This is a genomic window from Cupriavidus sp. P-10 (assembly GCF_003402535.2).
Taxonomy (GTDB): Bacteria; Pseudomonadota; Gammaproteobacteria; order Burkholderiales; family Burkholderiaceae; genus Cupriavidus.
Genome location: NZ_AP025172.1, coordinates 1327396 through 1349584 on the forward strand (window position 1 = coordinate 1327396; position 22189 = coordinate 1349584).

Here is a 22189-nt window from a genome sequence, read left to right on the forward strand (position 1 = left end):
GGACGATCTGAATGAGCCCTTGAGGGGCACAGTTTGAGGTGCCTCATAATTCACAACACGATCTGCTTTTGCCCATGCCCATTTTGCAATTCAATGCGGAAAGGCGCAGCAACATCAGCGAGAAGCGCGGCGCGGTTACTCGTATGCTGGTGGTCATGAAAGCCACAGCATGCGCCCCACAAACCGCTGTCGAAATCCTGCCCACTCACGCAAGCTATCCGCGTGTGGCAGCAGCGCTGACGTACATTCACCAGCATCTGGACGAGCGCCTGAAGCTGGAGCAGCTGGCAAAGCTTTGCCGGCTCAGCGTCAGCCGCTTCGTCACGCTGTTTCGCCAGGCGCTCGGGATGCCGCCGCATCGATACATCAGCGGCGCCCGGCTGGAACGCGCGCGCACCATGCTCAAACGGGGTTGCTCCCCTGCCGACACGGCACAGGCGTGCGGCTTCTACGATCAAAGCCATCTTGCACTCTGCCTGAAGAATGCCTGCGGGCTGACCCCGCGGCAATTGCAGAGCCCGAGTGGCGCTTCGCTTCCTGCCTCAGCCCCCATTCATTGACGAGCGAGTTCACCATGAGTCTGAAAGATTTCAAAGTCCTGACCTTCGACGTTGTCGGCACCCTGATCGACTTCGAGCGCGGCATGCTCAACTACCTGCGTAGCGTCGCGCCGGATTCCAAGCTCGGCGACGAGGACTTCCTGGCTGCCTACAGGCAAGCCCGCAAGAGTCCCGACACGACCTGGTACCCGGACGACCTGGAGCGCTGCTGGAAGGTCATCGCCCCCGGCCTGGGCCTGCCCGCGACCGATGAGATCGCAAAGGGCTTCCGCGACTCCGTCGCTCACTGGCCCGCGTTCCCCGATTCGGTCGAAGCGTTGAAACGCCTGCGCAAGCATTTCAAGCTGGTCACGATGACCAACGCGCAAACCTGGGCACTGCGCCACTTCGCTGAAACGCTGGGCAATCCGTTCGACATGGAATTGAGCTGCGATGATGCCATGTGCGAGAAGCCTGACGCCCGCTACTTTGCCTATGCGCGGGGCCGCTACGAGGGCGCCTGGGGCTACAAGCAGGCGGATAACCTGCACGTCGCCCAGAGCCAATATCACGACATCGGCATCTCGAAAGAACTCGGCATCACGACCTGCTGGATCGAGCGCCGGCATGCGCAAAAGGGATCCGGTGGCACGATCGAATCCGCACACACCACGCCGGACTACCACTTCCACTTTCTGGCCGAACTGGCTGACGCGGTCGAAGCCGGCAAGTAAGCCGACTCTGTGATGTTGCACGCCCAGCCAGCCAGGTTTGGGCGCCTTCCTCTGCACTTTCAAGCTTCCCTATGCCGATCGTCATTGTTTCAGATTCTGCCCGGGCCGACGGCCTCACAGCCAGCGGCGCGGTCGCGCGCCCCCTGAGCCAGCCTGCCTGCGAAACCGTATCGTTGGAGGTTCCAATCGAGGGCTCTGGCGCCAATCGCAGCGGACTCTGGGAATGCACGCCAGGTCGCTTCGAACGGCAACTGGCCAATGCGGAAGTCATGCATATTCTGAGCGGCGCTTGCACATTTACGCCCGCCGGCGAAGCGCCGCGGGAGATTCGTGCCGGAGATACCCTGTTCTTTCCCGCCAACACCGTGGGTGTATGGGATATCCGCGAGACCCTTCGCAAAGTCTACGTGGTAATGGGCTAAGCGATCCTCCGGGGGCTTTCGCCCCTGGGGTCCGGCACGCCATGCCATTCACGTCGACGGGAACAGACGCTCGATCGGATAATGGGTCTTGATAAACGGAGACTTGATGACGATAAAGCTGAAATATTTCTCGATCCCGATATTGCTTTCCAGCAGGTTCTCCATTATTTCCTGGTAATGGTTCACACCCCGCGTGATGAACTTGAGCAGGTAGTCATAGCCACCGCTCACCAGATGGCATTCGACAATCTCGTCGATATTTGCTACCGCCTTCTCGAAGTGCACAAAATCCTCCCGGTGATGATCCTCCAGAGTGATCTCGGTGAAAACCGTCAGGATGTCGCCCAGCTTGTCCATCCTGATCTGCGCGCTGTACCCACCGATATAGCCGGCCTGTTCGAGGCGCTTGACGCGAATCAGGCAGGGGCTGGCAGACAAGCCTACCGCCTCCGCCAGATCCACGTTGGTCATACGACCGTTCTTCTGGAGTTGGGCCAGAATACGAAGGTCCAGACGGTCGAGTTTTACGGGGGCTACCATGTTTCCTTGCGACAGAAGTGTGTGCCCAGCATTTTCTCCGTCCGCCACGGAGTAAGCAACAGGCACTTTCCCGGTCAGTATCCCTTGGCGCGATCGACCAGTCCCACCATGGGTTCCCCTGCCTTCATGCGCCGCAAGTTTTCGAGCACCACGCGCGCAGCAGTGTCTGGCCGGGTCATGCTTGCCACATGGGGCGTGATCCAGACGTTGGGGTGACGCCATAGCGGATCCCCAGGCGGCAATGGTTCCGGATCGGTGACGTCAAGGATGGCATCACCTAGCACGCCATCGTCGAGCGCCGTCATGAGCGCCGCGGCATCAAGATGCTGGCCGCGTCCGACGTGCACCAGCTTCGCGCCACGAGGCAGCTTCGAGAACAGCGAGCCTTCGAGAATGCCGCGCGTTTCCTCCGTCAGCGGCAAGAGGCACACAAGAATGTCGGTGCGCGCAAGGAACGCGTCAAGAACAGACCATCCGCAGTATGTCCGCACCCCGTCCAGCCGATGCGCCGACCGCGCCCAACCCGCGCAATCGAAGCCGAACGAAGCGAGCCTGGTCAATACCGCTTGCCCAAGCGAACCAAGGCCAAGCACACCTACGCGGCAGGACTCCGCGGAGCGAACCTGCAGCGGTCTCCAGTTGCCTTGCGCCTGCTGGCGCCTGTACGCTGGCATGTCGCGATGCAGCGCGAGCACTGACAGCGTGACATATTCGACCATCCCCTCGACAATGCCAGGCTCGATCATGCGCACCAGCGGCACGTGGTCGGGCAGCCTGTCCAGGTCGAACTGATCGATGCCCGCACCGGTAGAAAACAACACACGCAGATTCGGAAAGGCGGCCAGGTCATCTGGCGGCTCCCAGGCGGCCAGGTACTCCACATCACCCGGATTCCCGATGTCAGGCCACATGCGAAAGCGCACGTGCGGCGCTTCCCGCTCAAACACTTCCGCCCACGTCTGCCCTCGAATGGGATCAGCCTTGTAGAGAAAGGTGACCTCGTCTCGCATACTCTTATCCTAAGGTTTCGTCGGCCAGGACGACACAGCGGCACTGTGGCTGGCGTTGCTGGAGGCCGCCTTTGACCATGAGGGCCGTATGGCCCGTCTGCTCCAACCCGATTGTCTCGATCCACTCACGCAAGTCCGGAGCGTTCATCACATCCAACCGCAGGAAACGCCCATCGGCCATGGCGGCCAGATGTGCAATCAATGCCTTGGCCGTTTCAGTACATGGCGCAATCACTGGGCCGATCACGGCACCACGGCCGAACCGACGCATCAGCGCGAAGCCCTGAGCGCCGTCCGGGTGGTCCACCACCATGGTAGCCAGCGCGTTGGGCAGCCATGACTGCAGCATCTTCATCCTCGTCATGCCGGTCGCAGCGGTATCCAGCTGTGTCAGCAGGAGCAGGTCTTTGCGGCCTGCTGGCCGCAAACGGTAACCATCCGGCAAGGCTACGAGCGGCGGCAACGCGGCACGCCCTTCAAGCCGTGCAATATCACCCACGTGGACAAAACCCAGGCGAGTTGCCCAATCCGGTAAAGGGGGCGTCACTTGCATGCGCACAGCGTGACGCTCGAGCCCCGAGCAAAGCGCATTCATGAGTTGCTCGCTGACGCCATGCTCTCGCCAGGAAGGGTGTTCAGCGATCAGCCCCACGGACGCTTCCTCTGCGCCCCAGAGCCAGCGCATGCCCATGCCAACCGTGGCATCGCCTGCCTGGATAACAACGCCCTCCCCAACCTCAAAGAGTGCCGTCAGATCACGCAGTCGATGCGGCCGTCCGGCCCGCTCCAGGAGCTGGAGAGCATCTGACAGGTCACTCTCCACCATCGGGCGAATTCGAAGGGCGTTACCAGCAGGTTGTTCGTAAGTGTTTGCCGATTCCATTGTTTCCACGACGCAACGGGATTCAGTCAGGAAGCGCTCATGATGCGTCGAAGGAGATCGCCGTGATAGGAAAAAATGCTTGCCCGGCGAAGGCGCACCAGCGCGGTGCAGTCCGCGGGTAATCCCTGAGTTTTTTGCGGTGCACATGCACGTGCCGCGTGCCCGTGGCAGGCAATGCCGAATGGCCCGACAGAAACCGCAGTATTCGCTGTGGCGGCGATAAATACCCCATAAACTCATCGGGCATGCATGCTTCAATTTCAGCGTGATGACGCAACTCGCACGCAGCGCAACGCCAGCAGGCTTTGACAGCAACCCAGGCAGCGCCAGCGGCCCCAAACCACGACTGAAATGAAGCTCGATAGCTATTGGAAGGAAGGTGTACCAGAGTTCGCCGGATCGGCTGACCCATTGCCCGCAACGGCAGATGTCGTGGTCGTGGGCGGTGGATTCTGCGGCCTGTCGGCGGCGCTGAGCCTGGCACGACGAGGCGCGCGCGTCATTGTCCTCGAAGCAGGCGACAGGCCTGCCGGGGAAGCGTCCGGTCGCAACGGTGGACATGTCAACAATGGCCTTGCTGTCGACTACGCCACGTTGGCGGCACGCGTCGGCGCCGATCTGGCGCGTGCCTGGTATCACGCCTATGACGCCGCCGTCGATACGGTGGAATCAATCGTACGCGAGGAAAACATCGCTTGCGATTTTGTGCGCCGTGGCAAGCTGAAGCTCGCCTCCCGGCCTTCCCACATGGAGGCATTGTTGCGCAGCTGCGAACGTCTGCAACGCGATGGTGTCGATACTGACGTGGAGCTCCTGGACGCCGCGCGAGTACACGCCGAAGTTGCGAGCGACCGATATCACGGTGGCCTGCTCTACAAGAAAAGCGGCCAGATGCACATGGGCCGATTTGCCGTTGGTCTGGCCAGCGCCGCTGCGCGCCATGGCTCTGCGATCCACTTCAATACGCCGGTGGAACGGCTGACACGCGTTGGCAATGGACACTCGTACCGTGTCCACACGCCGCGCGGTACCGTGCAGGCCGACCAGGTGCTGCTCGCTACCGGAGCCAGCCGCCACGGCAGCTATGGCAGCTTCGGCTGGCTGCGTCGCCGCATCGTCCCCATCGGCAGCTTCATCATTGCCACCGCCCCATTGGGCAAGGAGCGCGCCCAGGCGCTGCTGGCTGGCCAGCGCACGTACGTGACGACCGCTAACGTCCACCACTACTTCCGCCTTTCACCGGACTACCGCTTGATCTTTGGCGGCCGTGCGCGCTTCGCCGTGTCGAGCCCGCAATCGGACGCACGCAGCGGCGCCATCCTTCGCGCCGGCATGCTTGAAGCGTTTCCGCAACTCTCTGACGTTGCCATTGACTACTGCTGGGGCGGGCTGGTGGACATGACCCAGGATCGCCTGCCGCATGCCGGCGAGCGCGACGGCTTGTATTACGCCATGGGGTTCAGCGGTCATGGCACACAGATGTCAGTGCACATGGGCCAGTGCATGGCACGGGTGATGGCCGGCGAAGCCGCAGCCAACCCGTGGCGCGGGCGCGACTGGCCTGCTATCCCCGGCCACGTTGGCCCGCCGTGGTTCCTGCCCGCCGTCGGCCTCTATTTCAGGATGAAGGACGCAGTGTCCTGACGCTGCGAGACCCCTCCGAACAACGCTCCGCCCCCATCAAGGATCTATCGCCATGTTTGACAAGAAGCCGCTGGAAGACTTCGTCGGTCCCACCGAATCGTCCCGCATCATGCATGCCCTGCAACGCGGCGCCACACGACGCGATATTCTCAAGCTGCTGGCCGCAGGCAGCATGCAGGCGGCCCTGGCGGGATCGCTGGCAGGCGTCGCGGTGTCGGCGCACGCCCAGACGCCTCGTCGCGGTGGACGCATTCGCGTAGCCGGCGATAACGCCTCAGCGGCTGATACGCTCGATCCGGCCAAGCAGTCAAACAAGACTGACTACTGTCGCGGAACGATGCTGTACAACTGTCTGACCGAACTTGACTCGACGCTTACGCCGCAACCGGCCCTTGCCGCCTCGTTTGCCACACAGGACGCGACCACGTGGGTATTCAAGCTGCGCAAGGACGTGACGTTCCACGATGGCAAAGCCCTGACCCCGGCCGACGTGGTGTTCTCCCTGATGCGCCACAAGGATCCCGCAACGGCCTCCAAGGCAAAGTCGCTGGCCGAGCAGATCAAGAGCGTTACGGCCTCGGGCCCCAATGAAGTGACCGTCGTATTGACGGCGCCGAATGCTGACTTCCCGGTCATCGTCGGCACCTTCCACTTCCATATCGTCCGTGCCGGAACGACTGACTTCAACCAGGGCATCGGTACCGGTCCGTTCAAGCTCAAGGAATTCAAGCCGGGCGTGCGCTCGGTAGTGGTCCGCAACGAAAACTACTGGAAGCCCGGCAAGCCGTATCTCGACGAAATCGAGTTCGTCGGAATCGGCGACGAAGGCGCCCGCGTGAACGCGCTGCTCTCCGGCGATCTTGATCTTGTTGCGTCGATCAATCCGCGCTCGGCATCCCGCGTCAAAGGCTCGCCCAATGCCGATATTTTCGTCACACAGTCCGGTCAGTACACGGATCTGATCATGCGGCGCGACACCGGTCCGGGCACCAATCCCGATTTCGTTCAGGGCATGAAGCTGCTTCTTGACCGCGAACTGATGAAGAAGAGCATTGCGATGGGCTATGCCGTGCTCGGTAACGACCAGCCGATCGATCCCACCAACCGCTTCTACGCCGCTGGCCTGCCGCAGACGAAGTTCGACCCGGAGAAGGCGAAGTTCCACCTCAAGAAGGCCAACATCGGCAGCGCGCCGATACCTGTCGTGGCGTCGCCGGCCGCGCTGTACTCCGTCGACATGGCGCAGATTCTGCAGCAGAGCGCCCGGGCCGCGGGACTGAACCTTGAAGTCAAGCGCATGCCGGCCGACGGCTACTGGTCCAACCACTGGCTCAACAGCCCCGTCGGCTTCGGCAACGTGAATCCGCGAGCCAGCGCAGACACGCTGTTCACCCAGTTCTTCAAATCCGACGCAACCTGGAACGAGTCGCGCTACAAGGATCCAAAGTTCGACGCCCTGCTGCTGCAGGCGCGCGCCGAAACCGATCTGGCGAAGCGCAAGCAGATCTATGCAGAGATGCAGGGCATGGTCCGCCAGGACGCCGGCATCGGCATCCCGCTGTTTGTCGCCTCGGTAGACGGCTATAACAAGCGCCTGAAGGGACTGTCACCCGTACCGCTCGGTGGACTGATGGGTTATTCGTTCGCCGAGCACGTCTGGCTGGCGGCTTGATAAGAAGGGTGTAGGAGGCATCGTGAATTTTTTCATTCTGCGCTTGTTGGCACGCCGCCTCGGCATGGCCGTGCTTTCGCTGCTGGCGGTTTCCGTGATCGTCTTTGCCATCACCGCGGTGTTGCCTGGTGACGCCGCTCAGGAGCAACTTGGCCAGGACGCCACGCCTGAAGCGCTGGCCGCGCTTCGGGCACAGATGGGCCTGGATGTGCCGGCCCCCGTACGCTACGTGAAGTGGCTGGGCGGCATGCTGCAGGGAACGGCCGGCACGTCCCTGGTGACCGGGATGGCGGTTACCGAGACCATTGGCGGCCGCCTTCCGCATTCGTTGCTGCTGGCGGGGCTGACGGCGCTGATCTCGGTGCCCATTGCCCTGGGCCTTGGGATTCTGGCCGCCGTCTATCGTGGGACGTGGTTTGATCGCGCAGTAAGTATCGGCTCGGTCGCCGTCGTATCGATCCCGGAATTCCTTGTCGCTACCCTTGCAGTACTGCTGTTTGCGGTCCAGTTGCGTTGGCTGCCCGCCCTTGCTTATGTCAGCGAAGGCGACTCGTGGCAAACGCTGCTGCGTTCATTGGCGATGCCGGTGTTAAGCCTGTGCTGCGTCATCGTGGCGCAGATGCTGCGCATGACCCGGGCTGCGGTGATCGACCAGCTCAACGCCCCGTATGTGGAGATGGTGCGCCTGAAGGGTGCCTCACCGTCGCGGATGGTGTTGTTCCATGCGTTGCCCAACGCGATTGGCCCGATCGCCAATGCCGTCGCACTCAGCCTGTCCTACCTGCTCGGTGGCGTCATCATTGTCGAGACCATCTTCAACTATCCCGGCATCGCCAAGCTCATGGTCGACAGCGTGTCGCAGCGCGATATGCCAGTAGTCCAGGTGTGCGCCATGATCTTCTGCGTGGCTTACCTGCTTCTCGTCACGCTGGCCGACGTCTGCGGCATCGTGGCCAATCCGCGCCTGCGCCATCGCTGACGCGCCATTGGATGATTAATATGACCACGACAACCAATACCCACACCCGGCAGTCGTCCGTGACCCCAACAGAATCACGCTTCCGGTTCCGCTTTCCCAGGCTTGGTCCGGCGGGCTGGCTCGGCGCGCTGGTGCTGCTGGCCTGGCTGGCGGCGGCGGTGATCGGTCCCATGCTGATCACCACCGACGGCACCCCTTCTGGCGATGTCCAGGTATTCGCCCCAATGAGCGTGCAACACTGGCTTGGCACCGATTACCTCGGTCGTGACATGCTGGTTCGTGTCATTCTGGGAGCCCGCTACACGGTGTGCGTGGCGCTGGTCTCGACGCTGTGTGCGAGTGGCATTGGCATCTCGCTAGCGCTTCTCGCCACGGTTAGCGGACGATGGATCGATGTGGCCCTGAGCCGAGGCCTCGATACGCTGACCGCCATTCCGAGCAAGATGTTTGCGCTGATCATGGTCGCGGCGTTTGGCTCCTCGGTCTGGATGCTCGCAGTCACCGCCGCGATCATCTACGTGCCTGGCGCCTTTCGTATTGCCCGTTCGCTTGCCGTCAACATCAATGCGATGGACTACGTGACAGTTGCCCGGACGCGAGGCGAAAGCACTGCCTACATCATGCGCAAGGAGATTCTGCCCAACATTCTCGGACCAATGCTGGCCGATCTTGGCCTGCGCTTTGTCTACGTCGTCCTTCTGCTTGCGAGTCTGAGCTTTCTGGGCCTCGGCATTCAGCCGCCCGACGCCGACTGGGGGTCACTCGTGCGCGAAAACATTGGCGCGCTCGCAGACGGAAGCATGGCCGTCATCGCACCGGCCCTGGCCATCGCGAGCCTGACGATCGCGGTCAATCTTGTCATCGACAACCTGCCGGGCCGCTCGGCACGCGCCGGAGGAAAATAATGGGCAAGTCAGTACAGGTAAGGAACCTGCGCATCGCGGCAGGCGACACCATCATCGTTGACGACGTCAACTTCCACATTGCTCCTGGCGAAGTCCTCGCCCTGATTGGCGAGTCTGGGTCAGGAAAAACCACCACGGCGCTTTCCCTGATGGGCTATGCCCGCCAGGGTTGCAGGATCGCCGGCGGAAACATCCGCGTTGGCGACACCGAGGTGCTGTCGCTGTCGCCATCCGAGCAACGCACATTGCGCGGCCGGTCCATCACTTATATCGCGCAGAGCGCTGCAGCGTCCTTCAATCCGTCGCGGACCATCATGGATCAGGTGGTCGAGCCGGCGCTGATCCATCGGCTGATGGACCGCGCCAGCGCTGAGCGCAAGGCCATCGATCTCTTCCGGGAACTGGCACTGCCTGATCCCGAGACAATTGGGGAGCGCTATCCCCATCAGGTGTCGGGGGGTCAACTGCAGCGCTTGATGGCCGCCATGGCGCTTATCACCGATCCGGATCTCGTGATTCTCGACGAGCCGACGACGGCTCTCGATGTCACCACGCAGGTCGAAGTACTGCGTGCATTCCGCCGTGCGGTGCGCGAGCGGCGCTCAACTGCAGTGTACGTGAGTCATGACCTTGCCGTTGTGGCGCAAGTAGCCGATCACATCCTCGTGCTTCGCGACGGCAAGATGCGCGAGCTTGGCGAGACTGACCAGATTCTGCATGCACCAGTAGATGACTACACGCAAAGCTTGCTGGCCGCCGCGCGACCGGCAGAGCGTGGCGGCAGGCCCGAGAGTGCCGCATCGAGGCCGGTGCTACTGGAAGTCAAAGGAGTGTCCGCAGGATATGGGCCGGTCGACGCCAAAGGACAACCGGCAGTGAAGATCCTCGACCACATCGATCTGACACTTCACCGGGGCCAGTCCATTGGGGTAATCGGCGAATCCGGTTCGGGGAAAACTACGTTGGCCCGGGCGATCGCAGGCCTGGTTTCGCCATGCGCGGGAAGCATCAAGTTCGACGGACAGCCGCTTCCGCCATCCTTGGACAAACGCAGCCGTGATTCTTTGCGCCGGATCCAGATCGTGTTTCAGATGGCCGACACTGCGTTGAATCCGTCGCACACCATCGAGGAAATCCTGGCCCGTCCCTTGCAATTCTTCCATGGGTTGCGCGGGTCCAAGCAAAGTGCACGCATCCGGGAGCTGCTGGATCTGGTCCGGCTTCCTGCCAGCCTTGCTGCCCGCACTCCTGCCGGCCTCTCCGGCGGGCAGAAGCAGCGTATCAACCTGGCCCGCGCGCTTGCGGCTGAGCCGGAGCTGATCCTGTGCGACGAGATTACTTCTGCGCTTGATACTGTCGTTGGCGCGGCGATCCTCGACCTGATGGCGGAGCTGCGCCGCGAACTTGGGGTGTCGTACCTGTTCATCAGTCACGACTTGCACACTGTGCGGGCGATCTGCGACGAAATCGTGGTGATGCAGCACGGCCGCAAGCTGACACAGGTTGCACACGCGGACTACGAGCGCGGACCCCATCACCCGTACTACGACCTGCTTGCCCGTTCCGTACCGGAATTGCGGCGTGGGTGGATCGACGAGGTCGATCTGGCCGCTGCCCGCTCCGCATGTGAGAACTCGGCCGTGGCAACGCACTAGCTGCTGCCGACGCAGCTACTTCCTTCATAACCCGAATCGCTGCTTCGCCATGTCTGCGCATTTGCGCGACGTGGCAGCGGCCCCCTGTTGCCTAGGAGAGATGAAATGTCTTTGACCATCCAGAACCCCATCCTCATGCCTGGCGCCAATCTGATCGGCGCGGAATGGAGCGCCGCCGCGGATGGCCGCACGCTGAACGTGTGCGACCCGGCGACCGACGAAGTGTTTGCCATCGTGCCGGACAGCGGCGCAGCGGACGCCAGGCACGCCGTGGATGTTGCCCATGCAGCGTTTGCAACGTGGAAGAAGGTACCGGCCAAGCAACGAGCGCAGATCGTCAAACGCTGGAATGACCTTGTCGTCGCGCACGTAGAGGACCTCGGCCGCCTGATCTCGCGAGAGCAAGGCAAGCCGCTTGCCGAGGGCAAGGGCGAGGTCATGTACGCAGCCAGCTACATCGAGTGGTTCGCCGAAGAAGCGACCCGTGCCGATGGCGATGTCATCGCAGCGCCGGTACCCGGCCGTCGCATGTTTGCGTTGCGTGAGCCCGTCGGCGTGATCGCTGCCATTACCCCGTGGAACTTCCCGGCAGCGATGATCGCCCGCAAGATTGCCCCGGCCCTCGCGGCAGGCTGCACCGTCGTATGCAAGCCCGCGGAAGACACACCCCTTACCTCGCTGGCGCTGGTCAAGCTTGCCGAGCAGGCAGGTGTACCGCCGGGCGTGCTGAACATCGTTACCGCATCGCGCGAACGTGCCGCCGAAGTGGTTGACGTGTGGCTGGACGACCCCCGTGTACGCAAAATGACGTTCACCGGTTCGACACCGGTAGGCAAGCACCTGGCGCGCCGCTCTGCTGACACGCTCAAGAAGCTTTCGCTGGAGCTGGGTGGCAACGCTCCGTTCATTGTCTTCGATGATGCCGATCTCGACGCAGCGGTCGAGGGACTGATGGCTGCCAAGTTCCGCAATGGCGGTCAGACCTGCGTGTGCCCCAACCGCATTTTCGTGCAGGACAAGGTCCACGATGCATTCGTGGAAAAGCTGGCAGCTCGTGTCAGCGCACTCGTCGTGGCGCCCGCGACCGACTCGGCCGCGCAGATCGGCCCGATGATCAACGCTCGCGCCGTGGACAAGATCGAGCGCCACGTCAATGACGCAGTTAGCCGCGGCGCCCGCGTGGTGGCGGGCGGCAAGCGGATCAAATCGGACCGCTGCCCGGGACCGAACTACTACGCGCCGACGGTTCTCGTGGATGTCGATGCGACGATGGAGTGCTCGTGCGAAGAAACGTTCGGGCCCGTCGCTCCGGTGACGCGCTTTTCGACCGAGGCTGAAGTCGTGGCCACCGCCAATGCTACGCCTTTCGGTCTTGCGGCTTACTTCTATTCGAACGACGTGAAGCGCATCTGGCGCCTGGCCGACGCGCTCGAGTCCGGCATTGTCGGTATCAACGAAGGCGCCATCGCAGCGGAAGCGGCACCCTTCGGCGGGATCAAGGACTCCGGCTATGGCCGTGAAGGCTCACGCTACGGTCTGGAAGAGTACATGCACATCAAGTACGTCTGCCAAGGTCAGCTCGACTGAGCAGGGGGCATTCGAGCCTGCGGTTGCGGATACCGCGGGCTCATCCTGCTTTATCTCGCGCCTAACCGCCGCACTCACTGAGCGCGGCCGGCACGAAAAAAGGAACTGCTGTTCGGCGTCAGACAACGAAATACGCTGCTGAACAGCCCCCCGATTTCGGTCAAAGCTTGACTGCCCGCCTCCCTATACTGAGCCACAACCCCTGCGCATCGGGCGCCGAACGGGCCGAACCGCGACGACTATGACACAAGCCACCTCCCAATTGCCACGCGATCTCAACCTGCTGCTGCGCCTGCGCAAACGCCTGGAAGCAGAGACCACGGCGGAGTTGCGATTTGACCAGGTGACGCGTGCCATCTACGCCTCCGAAGCCTCGAACTACCGGCAGGTTCCGCTGGGTGTGGTCATCCCCCGCACCATGGCGGATCTCGAGACTACCGTGCGCGCTTGTGGCGAACTGGGGGTGGCAATGGTGCCACGTGGTGCGGGTACCTCGATGAGCGGACAGTCGGTCAATGCAGCGATCTGTATCGACCATTCGAAATACCTGCATGCCGTTGAGTCGATTGACTCGGAAGCGCGCATCGGTCGCGTACAGCCAGGTGTCATCTGCGACCAGCTCAAGCAGGCTGCCGCTGACCATGGTCTGACGTTCGGCCCGGATCCCGCCACACACAGCCGTTGCACCCTGGGCGGCATGATCGGCAACAACTCCTGCGGCGCCCACTCGGTCATGGCAGGAAAAACCGTCGAGAATATCGAGCGTCTGGAGGTGGTAACGGCCACCGGGGCTCGCTTCTGGGTCGGTGCCACCAGCGAAGCCGCGTACGCCGAGCACTTGGCCGCCGGTGGCGAGCGTGCCCGCATTGTGCGAGGGCTGCGTGATCTCGCCGATCGCTATGCGGAGGACATTCGTGTCGGCTTTCCCCGTCTGAAGCGTCGCGTCTCAGGCTACAACCTGGACCAGCTGCTGCCCGATAACGGATTCAATATTGCGCGTGCACTGGTGGGAACAGAAGGTACATGCGCCACCGTTCTGCGTGCCGAGACACGGCTAGTGGAAGGATTGTCGCAGCGGGTCCTGCTCGTGCTCGGCTTCGAGTCGATCTTTGACGCTGCGGACTGCGTGCCGGATTTGCTGCCCCTTGGCCCGATCGCCATGGAAGGCCTCGACACCGGCATCATCGGCGGCTTGAAGGAGCTGGGGTTGAAGCTCGACGACATCGCCGAACTTCCGGCCGGGAATGCCTGGCTGATGATCGAGTTCGGAGCGAGCGAACGCAGCGAGGCCATCAGGCAGGCACGCCATGCGTCGGCAGCCGCAGCAACGTTTGCCTCAAAGCCCAGTGTCCGACTGGTTGAAGACGCCGGGCTAATGGGCCGACTGTGGGCCATCCGCGAAACCGGGGCATCGGCTACCTCACTGTCAACGGTGCCCGGCCAACCCGATCCCACGGTAGGCTGGGAAGATGCCGCGGTCGAGCCGTCCCTGCTCGGCCCGTACCTGAGAGAGTTCTCTGCACTGGTCGCCCGCTATGGCTACAAGACCAATATGTATGGCCATTTTGGCGACGGTTGCATCCACTCGCGCATCACCTTCGACCTTCGGTCCAGGGCCGGCGTAAGCGACTGGCGCAAGTTTCTGGAAGAGGCGGCAGCACTGGTGGTCAAGTACAAGGGCTCCCTGTCCGGCGAGCATGGTGACGGCCAGGCCAAGGGCGAGCTGCTCCCGCTCATGTTCAGCCCACGCCTTATGCAGGCCTTCCGCGAGTTCAAGGCCCTATGGGACCCGCACGGCCTGATGAACCCCGGCAAGCTGATCGACGCCATGCCGGTCGACGCCAACCTCCGGCTGGGCCCTGACTATCGCCGCAGCGACGTCCCCAGCGTGTTCACGTACCCGATGGGCGCCGGTGCCAACGCCGGCTACGGACGTGAAACCGAACGCTGCATTGGCATGGGCAAGTGCCGTTCGCTGGACGGTGGCACCATGTGCCCCAGCTTCAAGGCCACACGTGAGGAACGATATGCCACGCGTGGGCGGGCACGCATGTTCTTTGAGATGCTTAACGGCGAGATCATCGACGAGACGCGCGATGCAAAGGACGTGAAGGACTCGATGGACCTCTGCCTTTCCTGCAAGGGCTGCAAGAACGACTGTCCCACCCACGTCGATATTCCAAAATACCGAAGCGAATTCCTCTATCGCTACTATCAGCGACGTATGCGCGCGCCGATGGACGCATTGATCGGCCGACTCGGACAGTGGCTGCCCGTCGCGACCCGCTTCAGCGGCGCGTTCAATGCAGTCATGCAGAACCGCGTCTCGCGAAGGATCGGAAGAATGTTCGGCCTGGCAGAGGGTGCCGCTCTCCCACCGGTGGCAGACACGGCATTCCGCCGCAGCAATACGGCAAGGCGTCTGGAGACCGTGCGCAACGAATCGTTTGGTCCGCGCGATGTGGTGGTCTGGACCGACAGCTTCAACAACGGCTTCACCCCGCACGTGCTGGAGGCGGCCGTAAAGGTGATCGAGCGGCACGGCTGGCGCGCACGGCTTAGTTCACGGCACGTCTGCTGCGGCCGCCCCTTCTACGATGTCGGTCTTCTCGACCAGGCGCGCAACAATTTGCTTGAGTTGCTTGACGTGCTGGCAGATCCCATCGCAGCGGGTGTTCCCGTTCTGGTACTGGAGCCAAGCTGTCTGTCGGTCTTCCGCGACGAAATGCTGGCAATGCTTCCCAATGATCCGAGGGCGAAGAGGCTAGCGGGTCTCACCGAGACGATGGCCGAGTTCGCCAAGCGCGCCGGCATCAAGCTTGAGGCCAGTACGGAAGTCCATGCACATGCCCATTGCCACCAGCGCGCATGCGGTGGCTCGAGCGCAGAGAGCGCGATGGGCCTGAACGTAATGAACACCGGCTGCTGCGGTATGGCCGGTGCCTTTGGCTACCACGAGAAGACAGCAGCCGTCTCTCGCCGCATTGGCGAGAGTACGCTTCTTCCTAAGCTTGACGTCCTTGGCGCCGACGCCACGGTGGTTGCCGACGGCTTCAGCTGCCGGTCCCAGATTCGCAAGGTATCCGGACGCGATGCACGCCACTTGGCCGAGGTTCTAGCCGAAGCGACTGCCCCTATTGACCGATCTGTTGCCCCCGCAAATCAACGCGACGCCGCTGTCGCTGAACTTCAATGAGGTATCTAGCATGAGCCAAACCAACCAAGCCTATATCGCCGAGCGCGGCAAACACGTGCCCCACGGAGTGGTCACGGCCCATCCCCTCTTCGCCGAGAAGGCCGAGGGTGCCTATCTGTGGGACGTGGAGGGTCGCCGCTATATCGATTTTGTCGGCGGTATCGGTGTCCAGAACATTGGCCACAATCACCCGAAGGTCGTCGAGGCCGTGCGCACGCAATTGAACCGCGTCACGCACGCTGCCTTTCAGGTGGTTGGCTATGACGTGTACGTGGATCTGGCAGCGCGACTGAACAAGCTGGTTGGCGGAAGTGAAGCCTACAAGTCGCTACTCGTGACAACAGGCGCAGAAGCGGTGGAAAACGCCATCAAGATTGCGCGTGCCTATCGCAATGTGCCCGGCGTCATCGCCTTCCGCGGCGGCTTCCACGGCCGCACCCTTCTGGGTTCGACGCTGACGGGCATGAGCACGCCATACAAACAGAATTTCGGCCAGGCGGCAGACATCTACCATACCCCTTACCCAGATCCGTATCGCGGCTTCGACGCGGCCGCTGCAATCCGCGCGCTCGAGGATCTGTTCGCCACGCAAATAGCTCCCGAGCGCGTTGCCGCTGTGATTCTCGAACCCGTTCAGGGCGATGGCGGTTTCCTGCCGGCGGGTACTGAGTTCCTGCAGGCGCTCCGTGAACTGACCAAGCGTCACGGCATCGTGCTGATCCTCGACGAAATCCAGGCGGGCTTTGGCCGCACGGGAACGATGTTCGGCTTCCAGCACGCCGGCATTCAGCCGGACCTCGTGACGGTGGCAAAGAGCCTGGCCGGCGGTCTTCCGCTGGCCGGTGTGGTCGGTCGTGCCGAAATCATGGATGCCCCTGCTCCCGGCGGCCTTGGTGGCACCTACGCCGGCAACCCGCTGGCCTGCGCCGCAGCGCTGGCCGTGCTGGATGTCTTCGAGCAGGACAAGCTGCTCGAGAAGTCAAAGCAGACCGGCGAGCTGCTGCGTTCCGGTCTCGACGCCATCGCGCGTGATTTCCCGGCAATCGGCACCGTCCGTGGTGTCGGCTCAATGCTCGCACTGGAATTCGTGCGTGACGGCGACCCCTTCCAGCCGGACGCTACGCTGGCGCAAACGGTCATCGACGAATGCCGTACGCGCGGTCTGCTGGTTATCAAGTGCGGTGTGCATCGCAACACGGTGCGCCTGCTGGCGCCGTTGAACAGCGCCCCCGAGACCATCGCAGAGGCCTTGACCATCCTGCGTGACGCGATTGGGGCGTCCACGAGCATTTCCAAGTGATATTGGCATGGGCGCGACGGTCGTACCCGCCGCGCCCCCCCCCCCACAGTAGGACGGCCGGGACAGGGAACGTCCACTTCTCGTGGCGCGCGGCATTTTCTGCTGAATCGGCATTAACTATGCGACGGGCGCCGGTTGCGCAGTGGCATTGCGGCATCAACTACTTCCTGAAACAGCATATGCTGAGTGCGACCTTTCTCGCACCGACCCTTGCCCATGCACTCTGAATCCCACGAAGCCCTGGTCGCGCTAGACCGCGCCCACCTCATTCATCCCGTCTCGGCCTGGCGCACTCATGAACAACGAGGGCCCACCATCCTCACCTCCGGAAAGGGTGCCTATGTCCGCGATGCCGATGGAAACGAACTGCTGGATGCGTTCGCCGGGCTATGGTGCGTCAACGTGGGGTATGGCCAGGAAAGCGTGGTGGAAGCGGCGGCACGACAAATGCGCGAGTTGCCCTATGCCACCGGCTATTTTCACTTCAGCAGCGAACCGGCGATCGAGCTGGCCTCGAAGCTGGTCGAGCTCTCACCCGCTTCCCTGCGGCATGTCTATTTCACGCTAGGCGGCTCGGACGCGGTGGATTCGGCTGTGCGCTACATTACAGCCTACTTCAATGCCACCGGCCGCCCGGCAAAGAAGCACTTCATTTCTCTGGAGCGTGGCTATCACGGATCGTCGTCGTTCGGCGCCGGCCTGACTGCCCTGCCCGCGTTCCACTACGGTTTCGACCTGCCTCGCGCCAATCAACACTACATTCCGTCTCCTTATCCGTATCGTCAGCCTGACGGAACCGATGAGACTGCAATCATTGCTGCTTCCGTGGCGGCGCTGCGCAAGAGGGTCGAAGAACTCGGCCCGGAGAACGTCGCGGCGTTTTTCTGCGAACCGGTACAAGGATCGGGCGGAGTTATCGTACCGCCCCGCGGATGGCTCAAGGCAATGCGCGATGCGTGCCGGGAGTTGGACATTCTGTTCGTCGCGGACGAGGTCATTACGGGTTTCGGCCGTACTGGTCCGATGTTCGCGTGCGAGCACGAAGATGTGCAGCCAGACCTCATGACGGTGGCAAAGGGGCTGACGGCGGGCTACGTGCCAATGGGTGCTGTGCTGATGTCCGATGCGGTCTACAACGGTATCGCGGACGGTACGCCGGCCGGCCAGTCCATTGGACACGGCATGACCTATTCCGCTCACCCGGTGAGTGCCGCAGTGGCGCTGGAGGTCTTGCGGTTGTACCAGGAAGGTGGACTGCTGGCCAATGGCCAGCGCGTCGCACTGCCATTCTCGGATGGCCTCAAGCAGATGCTGGACCATCCGCTGGTGGGCAATGCTCGCTCCCTGGGCTTGCTTGGGGCACTCGAACTGGTCAGCAACAAATCGACGAAGCAGCGCTTTGACCCGGCCCTGGGTCTGTCCGACAAGCTGTTCGCCGCAGGGTACCGAAACGGCTTGATCTACCGGGCCTTCGGGGACAACATCCTTGGCTTTGCGCCGGCATTGTGCTATTCGGAGGCCGACTTTGAAACGTTGTTCCTTCGTTTGCGAAGTGCGCTTGACGAGGTTCTGGCCGATCCTGCTGTCCGCGCCGCCATTTCGAACTGATTCGAACCCTGCGCAGCTAGAGAATTCGCGCGCCATTGCCTCTTAGCACGTACGCGTAGAGACGCGGGGTGCGATCAGCAAGAGTTGCGCGGCCCGCAACGATGTTGACATGTCGATCCCGAGTCAACTTCTGCGCCCAAGGCGATTTCAGCTCGGCAAGCTCGCGCGCCGTTTTGCGGCTCTTGGGGCTGCTGCTGAAGCTCAGCCAAGCCGAGTCGACGCTCACGCAGCCGACGGTGGTCGATTCGCGAATCTGCTCTCCGCTGACCGCTTTGGGTCCAGACACGATATCGCGCTCGATCTGCGCGTCCAGCGCCCTCCCGATGGCGAGGATCCGACGGCGAGTACTACCGAAGGAAATCCCTTTGTCCAGCGGAAGGACCTCTCGAAGCAGCTCAGTGGCCTGACGGTAGGGTAGATGGGCAGCCCATTTGGCCTGCAGGTACTCCAATTCCGGCGTCACACGCTGGTGAACGGCCTTGCACAGCGGACTCACTGAGCGGCGCGGTTGTCCTTGCTTCGCCGCGCAGTTGCACGCCCACAGCCTCGGACTCGGCACGTCGACCTTGCCAAACACGGTTCGCAGCACGATCGACCGTGCGTCCTTATGCGCCAGCATCGAGCCACAACGATCGCAAGCCAATTGGCCCCCCATCCACCCGGCAGTCTGCTCCGACACCAGTAACGATTGAACCTCAGCAAGCAAGGCGCGACCTTCGGCAAGTGTAAGTCCCAGGTCGGCGACGCTCCGGTCCTTTCGTTCCACCACAGCAACGATCGTTGCTTCAGTCTCACCCGTTTTCCCACCCTCCAGGCGGGCCTCGATGATCAGTCGCATAGCAACTCCGATCGGTTGGCAACGTCGCCAGCATAGCTGATACGGTCAGCGCGCCGGGCGGGCTGGATGGGCTCTTTTCGTTAGAAACTTCGCGGATTCCAAGCACCGTATCCCATCGGGTACGGCGCGGTCATGCCGTCTATGACGGCGGTCAAGTCAACGGAAATGGCCTCCCACGTTTTGGTTCACTCTCCTTCACGACACCGGGCGGTTATCTTGAAATTTGGTCAGCGGTTGACGCGAATGACTTTCTGAAGGATGTCGCGAGCGCTCTCGGTCCAGTTGAACGGCTTGGGTTGGTGTTGTAGTGAGCGATGTGGGAAGGTGCTCAGCACAAGCTCAGGATCTCGCGAGCCTGAGCTGCGGTCGCGACGGGGCGACCATACTCCTCGCACAGCTCGGCAACCTGGCGCACCAGCGCGGCGTTGGACAGGGCGAGTGTATTCTTGTCCATGCGCACATTGTCCTCGAGCCCGGTGCGGCAGTGCCCCCCTAGCTCGAGAGACCAGCGAGCCATCGTCAGTTGATCTCGACCAATGCCTGCGCCGGTCCACGTTGCATCGGGCGAAAGGCGGTTAAGGGTACGAACGTAGAATTCAAGCACTTCGCGATCGACAGGCATTGCATTCTTGATGCCCATCACAAATTGGATATGCAGGGGACCCACGATCGCGCCCGCTGCCTGCATAGCCGCGGCCTGGAAGATCATCGACAGGTCAAACGCCTCGACTTCGGGCTTGATGCCGTAGGTTTTCATTTCGGCGGCGAGCCAGTCGACCAGGTCGGGCGAATTGTCATAGACCCGGGTCGGGAAGTTGACGGAGCCGGTGGCCAGGGATGCCATGTCCGGCCGCAGGGATAGCATGGCACCTCGCTCATTGCCGGCCCCGGAGCGGCCCCCGGTGGACACCTGGGTGATCATGCCCGGCGCGTGCTTGCGAATGCCCTCCAGCACCAAGGCGAAACGATCAGGATTTGACGTGGGAGTTTCGTCATCGTTGCGTACGTGAAGATGGACCAGGGTCGCCCCGGCTTCGAATGCCGCCTGGGTCGACTCCACCTGCTCGCTCACCGTGATTGGCACAGCCGGATTGTCTTTCTTGCGCGGCAGTGATCCCGTGATCGCAACAGAAATGATGCAAGGCTTGTTCATGCTTGATCTCAGTAGAATAGGTAGCGTGGACGCGGTATTTCTTGGTGCCTCCAGGGTCACCGATAACGCGACCTCTGTACTGGTTGGGCGCCGTCTAGAACGACCGTCCGTTCCGAATCCTCTTCGCCCTGGCCCGACCTGCTGTCGATCACCGATGCCGACCGCTTATGGTCAATCAGGAGCACAGCCAGCACTGCTATGACACCAGGCACTGCCATTGCGGCGAAATTCTGCTGGAGCGGAAGGGACATGCTTACCAGCACGCCGATGACAATGGGCGCGAGGATTGCGCCGCTTCTGCCGACACCAGATGCCCAGCCAATGCCCGTGCCCCGGACGGTAACTGGGTAGAACTGCCCTGCATAGGCGTACGTCACAATTTGCGTGCCGATCGTGGATGCTCCGGCGAGCGCAACCACGACGAACAAGGCCTCGGTCGGCATCTTGTAGCCAAGCAGCGTGATCGATATCGCGGCAAGTGCGTACATGCCAACCAGCACGTATTTGATATTGAACTTGTCTGCCAGCCAACCACCTCCGATTGCGCCGGCCATCGCGCCAAAGTTCAACACCAGCACGAACGTCAGTGCCGAGCCGAGGCTATAGCCCGCGCCAGCCATGAGTTTCGCGAGCCAGGAGCTCAATGCATAGACCATGAACAGGCACATGAAGAAGGCGACCCATAGCATCACGGTGCTGAATCCGCGGCCATCACGGAACAGCATGCTGATGGGAGCGCTGGACCCTTTCTCGGTCTGCGGCAAGTCGAACCGGTCTGTCGTCTGAGCGCGGTAGGTGGGCTCCATCTGGGCCAGCACTGCTTTGAGAGTGTCCAGACGATTGCGCTGGATCAGGAAGGCCAGTGACTCCGGCATCAGCTTCAACGCAGCAGGGATGATAAGTACGGGAACGCTCGCAGCCAGGAATACCGATTGCCAACCATACGTCTCGATCAGTGATTTGCCCATGATTGCGGCGAGAATCCCGCCTACGGAATACCCGCTAAACATCAGCGTGACCATGGTTCCGCGGATCTTGCGCGGCGAGAACTCTGTCATCTGGGCGACGACATTGGGCATCACACCGCCGATGCCCAATCCGGCAAGGAACCGGGTAATGCTGAACGTGACCGGATCCTGCGTCATTCCCGCCGCAGCAGTAAAGACGCTGAAGAGCGCAATACAGACTGCAATGGCTTTTGGCCGGCCAATGCGATCGGCAATCGTACCCATGATGACGGCGCCGAACATCATGCCGAACAGCGCGGAACTGACCATGAAGCCGGCGCGGGTCGCGTCGACGCCCATGTCTTTCATGATGGATGGGAGCGCAATGCCCACGACGGCAAGGTCATAGCCGTCAAAGATGATGATAAGCGCGCACCAGAACAGCAGGCCAGCGTGGAATCTGTTGAAGCGCACATCGTCGGCGAGCTTGTGAACGTCAATATGACGCATGCTTTGTCTCCTCCATTGTTTTAGGAATGGTCGCGGCGTTCTCCGCGGCAACTGCGGTTCTCGCGCG

18 protein-coding genes are annotated in these 22189 nt (G+C 62.0%); 12 read left to right on the plus strand and 6 right to left on the minus strand.

All coding sequences use genetic code 11. The annotated features are described in order from the left end of the window. The first annotated feature begins 74 nt into the window (after positions 1 to 74). The 3 genes from CTP10_RS36125 to CTP10_RS36135 all read left to right on the plus strand — a co-directional run bounded on the left by CTP10_RS36125 (position 75) and on the right by CTP10_RS36135 (position 1695). Positions 75 to 560 carry a helix-turn-helix domain-containing protein gene (locus tag CTP10_RS36125; RefSeq protein ID WP_233528368.1) on the plus strand — a complete coding sequence of 162 codons (486 nt, stop codon included), beginning with the start codon at positions 75 to 77 and terminating at the stop codon, positions 558 to 560. A gap of 14 nt (positions 561 to 574) precedes the next feature. Continuing rightward, positions 575 to 1273, plus strand: a complete 699-nt coding sequence (locus tag CTP10_RS36130) for an HAD-IA family hydrolase (protein ID WP_116322855.1) — start codon at positions 575 to 577, stop codon at positions 1271 to 1273. A 71-nt stretch (positions 1274 to 1344) separates the two neighbouring features. After that, positions 1345 to 1695 (plus strand): cupin domain-containing protein, encoded by a 351-nt coding sequence (locus tag CTP10_RS36135; RefSeq protein ID WP_116322809.1) that lies wholly within the window; start codon positions 1345 to 1347, stop codon positions 1693 to 1695. 48 nt (positions 1696 to 1743) lie between these two features. On the opposite strand, the gene CTP10_RS36140 is transcribed toward CTP10_RS36135, so the two are convergent. The 3 genes from CTP10_RS36140 to CTP10_RS36150 all read right to left on the minus strand — a co-directional run bounded on the left by CTP10_RS36140 (position 1744) and on the right by CTP10_RS36150 (position 4275). Next, positions 1744 to 2235 carry an Lrp/AsnC family transcriptional regulator gene (locus tag CTP10_RS36140; protein WP_059970353.1) on the minus strand — a complete coding sequence of 164 codons (492 nt, stop codon included), beginning with the start codon at positions 2233 to 2235 and terminating at the stop codon, positions 1744 to 1746. Positions 2236 to 2309: 74 nt separating this feature from the next. Continuing rightward, positions 2310 to 3245 carry a 2-hydroxyacid dehydrogenase gene (locus CTP10_RS36145; RefSeq protein WP_116322810.1) on the minus strand — a complete coding sequence of 312 codons (936 nt, stop codon included), beginning with the start codon at positions 3243 to 3245 and terminating at the stop codon, positions 2310 to 2312. Between the two features lie 4 nt (positions 3246 to 3249). Further along, entirely contained in the window at positions 3250 to 4275 is a 1026-nt protein-coding gene (locus CTP10_RS36150; RefSeq protein WP_147316294.1) for an N-acetyltransferase, read from the minus strand. Between the two features lie 204 nt (positions 4276 to 4479). On the opposite strand from CTP10_RS36150, the gene CTP10_RS36155 reads away from it, so the two are divergent. From CTP10_RS36155 to CTP10_RS36195, 9 genes are all read left to right on the plus strand, one after another. After that, a complete protein-coding gene (locus tag CTP10_RS36155; protein WP_116322812.1) occupies positions 4480 to 5772 on the plus strand; it encodes an NAD(P)/FAD-dependent oxidoreductase in 1293 nt (430 codons plus the stop codon). 52 nt (positions 5773 to 5824) lie between these two features. Beyond that, positions 5825 to 7444 (plus strand): ABC transporter substrate-binding protein, encoded by a 1620-nt coding sequence (locus tag CTP10_RS36160; RefSeq protein ID WP_116322813.1) that lies wholly within the window; start codon positions 5825 to 5827, stop codon positions 7442 to 7444. 22 nt (positions 7445 to 7466) lie between these two features. Continuing rightward, positions 7467 to 8423, plus strand: a complete 957-nt coding sequence (locus CTP10_RS36165) for an ABC transporter permease (protein WP_116322814.1) — start codon at positions 7467 to 7469, stop codon at positions 8421 to 8423. 20 nt (positions 8424 to 8443) lie between these two features. Next, the gene (locus CTP10_RS36170; protein ID WP_116322815.1) at positions 8444 to 9328 is read left to right on the plus strand and encodes an ABC transporter permease; all 885 of its coding nucleotides are present in this window, start codon (positions 8444 to 8446) and stop codon (positions 9326 to 9328) included. Further along, positions 9328 to 10983 carry an ABC transporter ATP-binding protein gene (locus tag CTP10_RS36175; protein WP_116322816.1) on the plus strand — a complete coding sequence of 552 codons (1656 nt, stop codon included), beginning with the start codon at positions 9328 to 9330 and terminating at the stop codon, positions 10981 to 10983. Before CTP10_RS36170 ends, CTP10_RS36175 begins: the two co-directional genes overlap by 1 nt. A gap of 105 nt (positions 10984 to 11088) precedes the next feature. Beyond that, positions 11089 to 12570 (plus strand): NAD-dependent succinate-semialdehyde dehydrogenase, encoded by a 1482-nt coding sequence (locus CTP10_RS36180; protein ID WP_116322817.1) that lies wholly within the window; start codon positions 11089 to 11091, stop codon positions 12568 to 12570. A gap of 241 nt (positions 12571 to 12811) precedes the next feature. Further along, positions 12812 to 15766 carry an FAD-binding and (Fe-S)-binding domain-containing protein gene (locus tag CTP10_RS36185; protein ID WP_116322818.1) on the plus strand — a complete coding sequence of 985 codons (2955 nt, stop codon included), beginning with the start codon at positions 12812 to 12814 and terminating at the stop codon, positions 15764 to 15766. Positions 15767 to 15776: 10 nt separating this feature from the next. After that, positions 15777 to 17066 carry a 4-aminobutyrate--2-oxoglutarate transaminase gene (gene gabT / locus CTP10_RS36190; RefSeq protein ID WP_116322819.1) on the plus strand — a complete coding sequence of 430 codons (1290 nt, stop codon included), beginning with the start codon at positions 15777 to 15779 and terminating at the stop codon, positions 17064 to 17066. A 216-nt stretch (positions 17067 to 17282) separates the two neighbouring features. Then, a complete protein-coding gene (locus CTP10_RS36195) occupies positions 17283 to 18674 on the plus strand; it encodes an aspartate aminotransferase family protein (RefSeq protein ID WP_116322820.1) in 1392 nt (463 codons plus the stop codon). 16 nt (positions 18675 to 18690) lie between these two features. Here the strand turns inward: CTP10_RS36195 and CTP10_RS36200 are convergent, their stop codons facing one another. From CTP10_RS36200 to CTP10_RS36210, 3 genes are all read right to left on the minus strand, one after another. Next, a complete protein-coding gene (locus CTP10_RS36200; RefSeq protein ID WP_116322821.1) occupies positions 18691 to 19512 on the minus strand; it encodes a hypothetical protein in 822 nt (273 codons plus the stop codon). 328 nt (positions 19513 to 19840) lie between these two features. Continuing rightward, complete coding sequence (locus CTP10_RS36205) at positions 19841 to 20665, minus strand: 3-keto-5-aminohexanoate cleavage protein (RefSeq protein WP_116322822.1); 825 nt, start codon at positions 20663 to 20665, stop codon at positions 19841 to 19843. A gap of 56 nt (positions 20666 to 20721) precedes the next feature. Next, positions 20722 to 22122: an MFS transporter gene (locus CTP10_RS36210; protein ID WP_116322823.1), complete on the minus strand. Its 1401-nt coding sequence runs from the start codon at positions 22120 to 22122 to the stop codon at positions 20722 to 20724. Between the last annotated feature and the right edge of the window lie 67 nt (positions 22123 to 22189).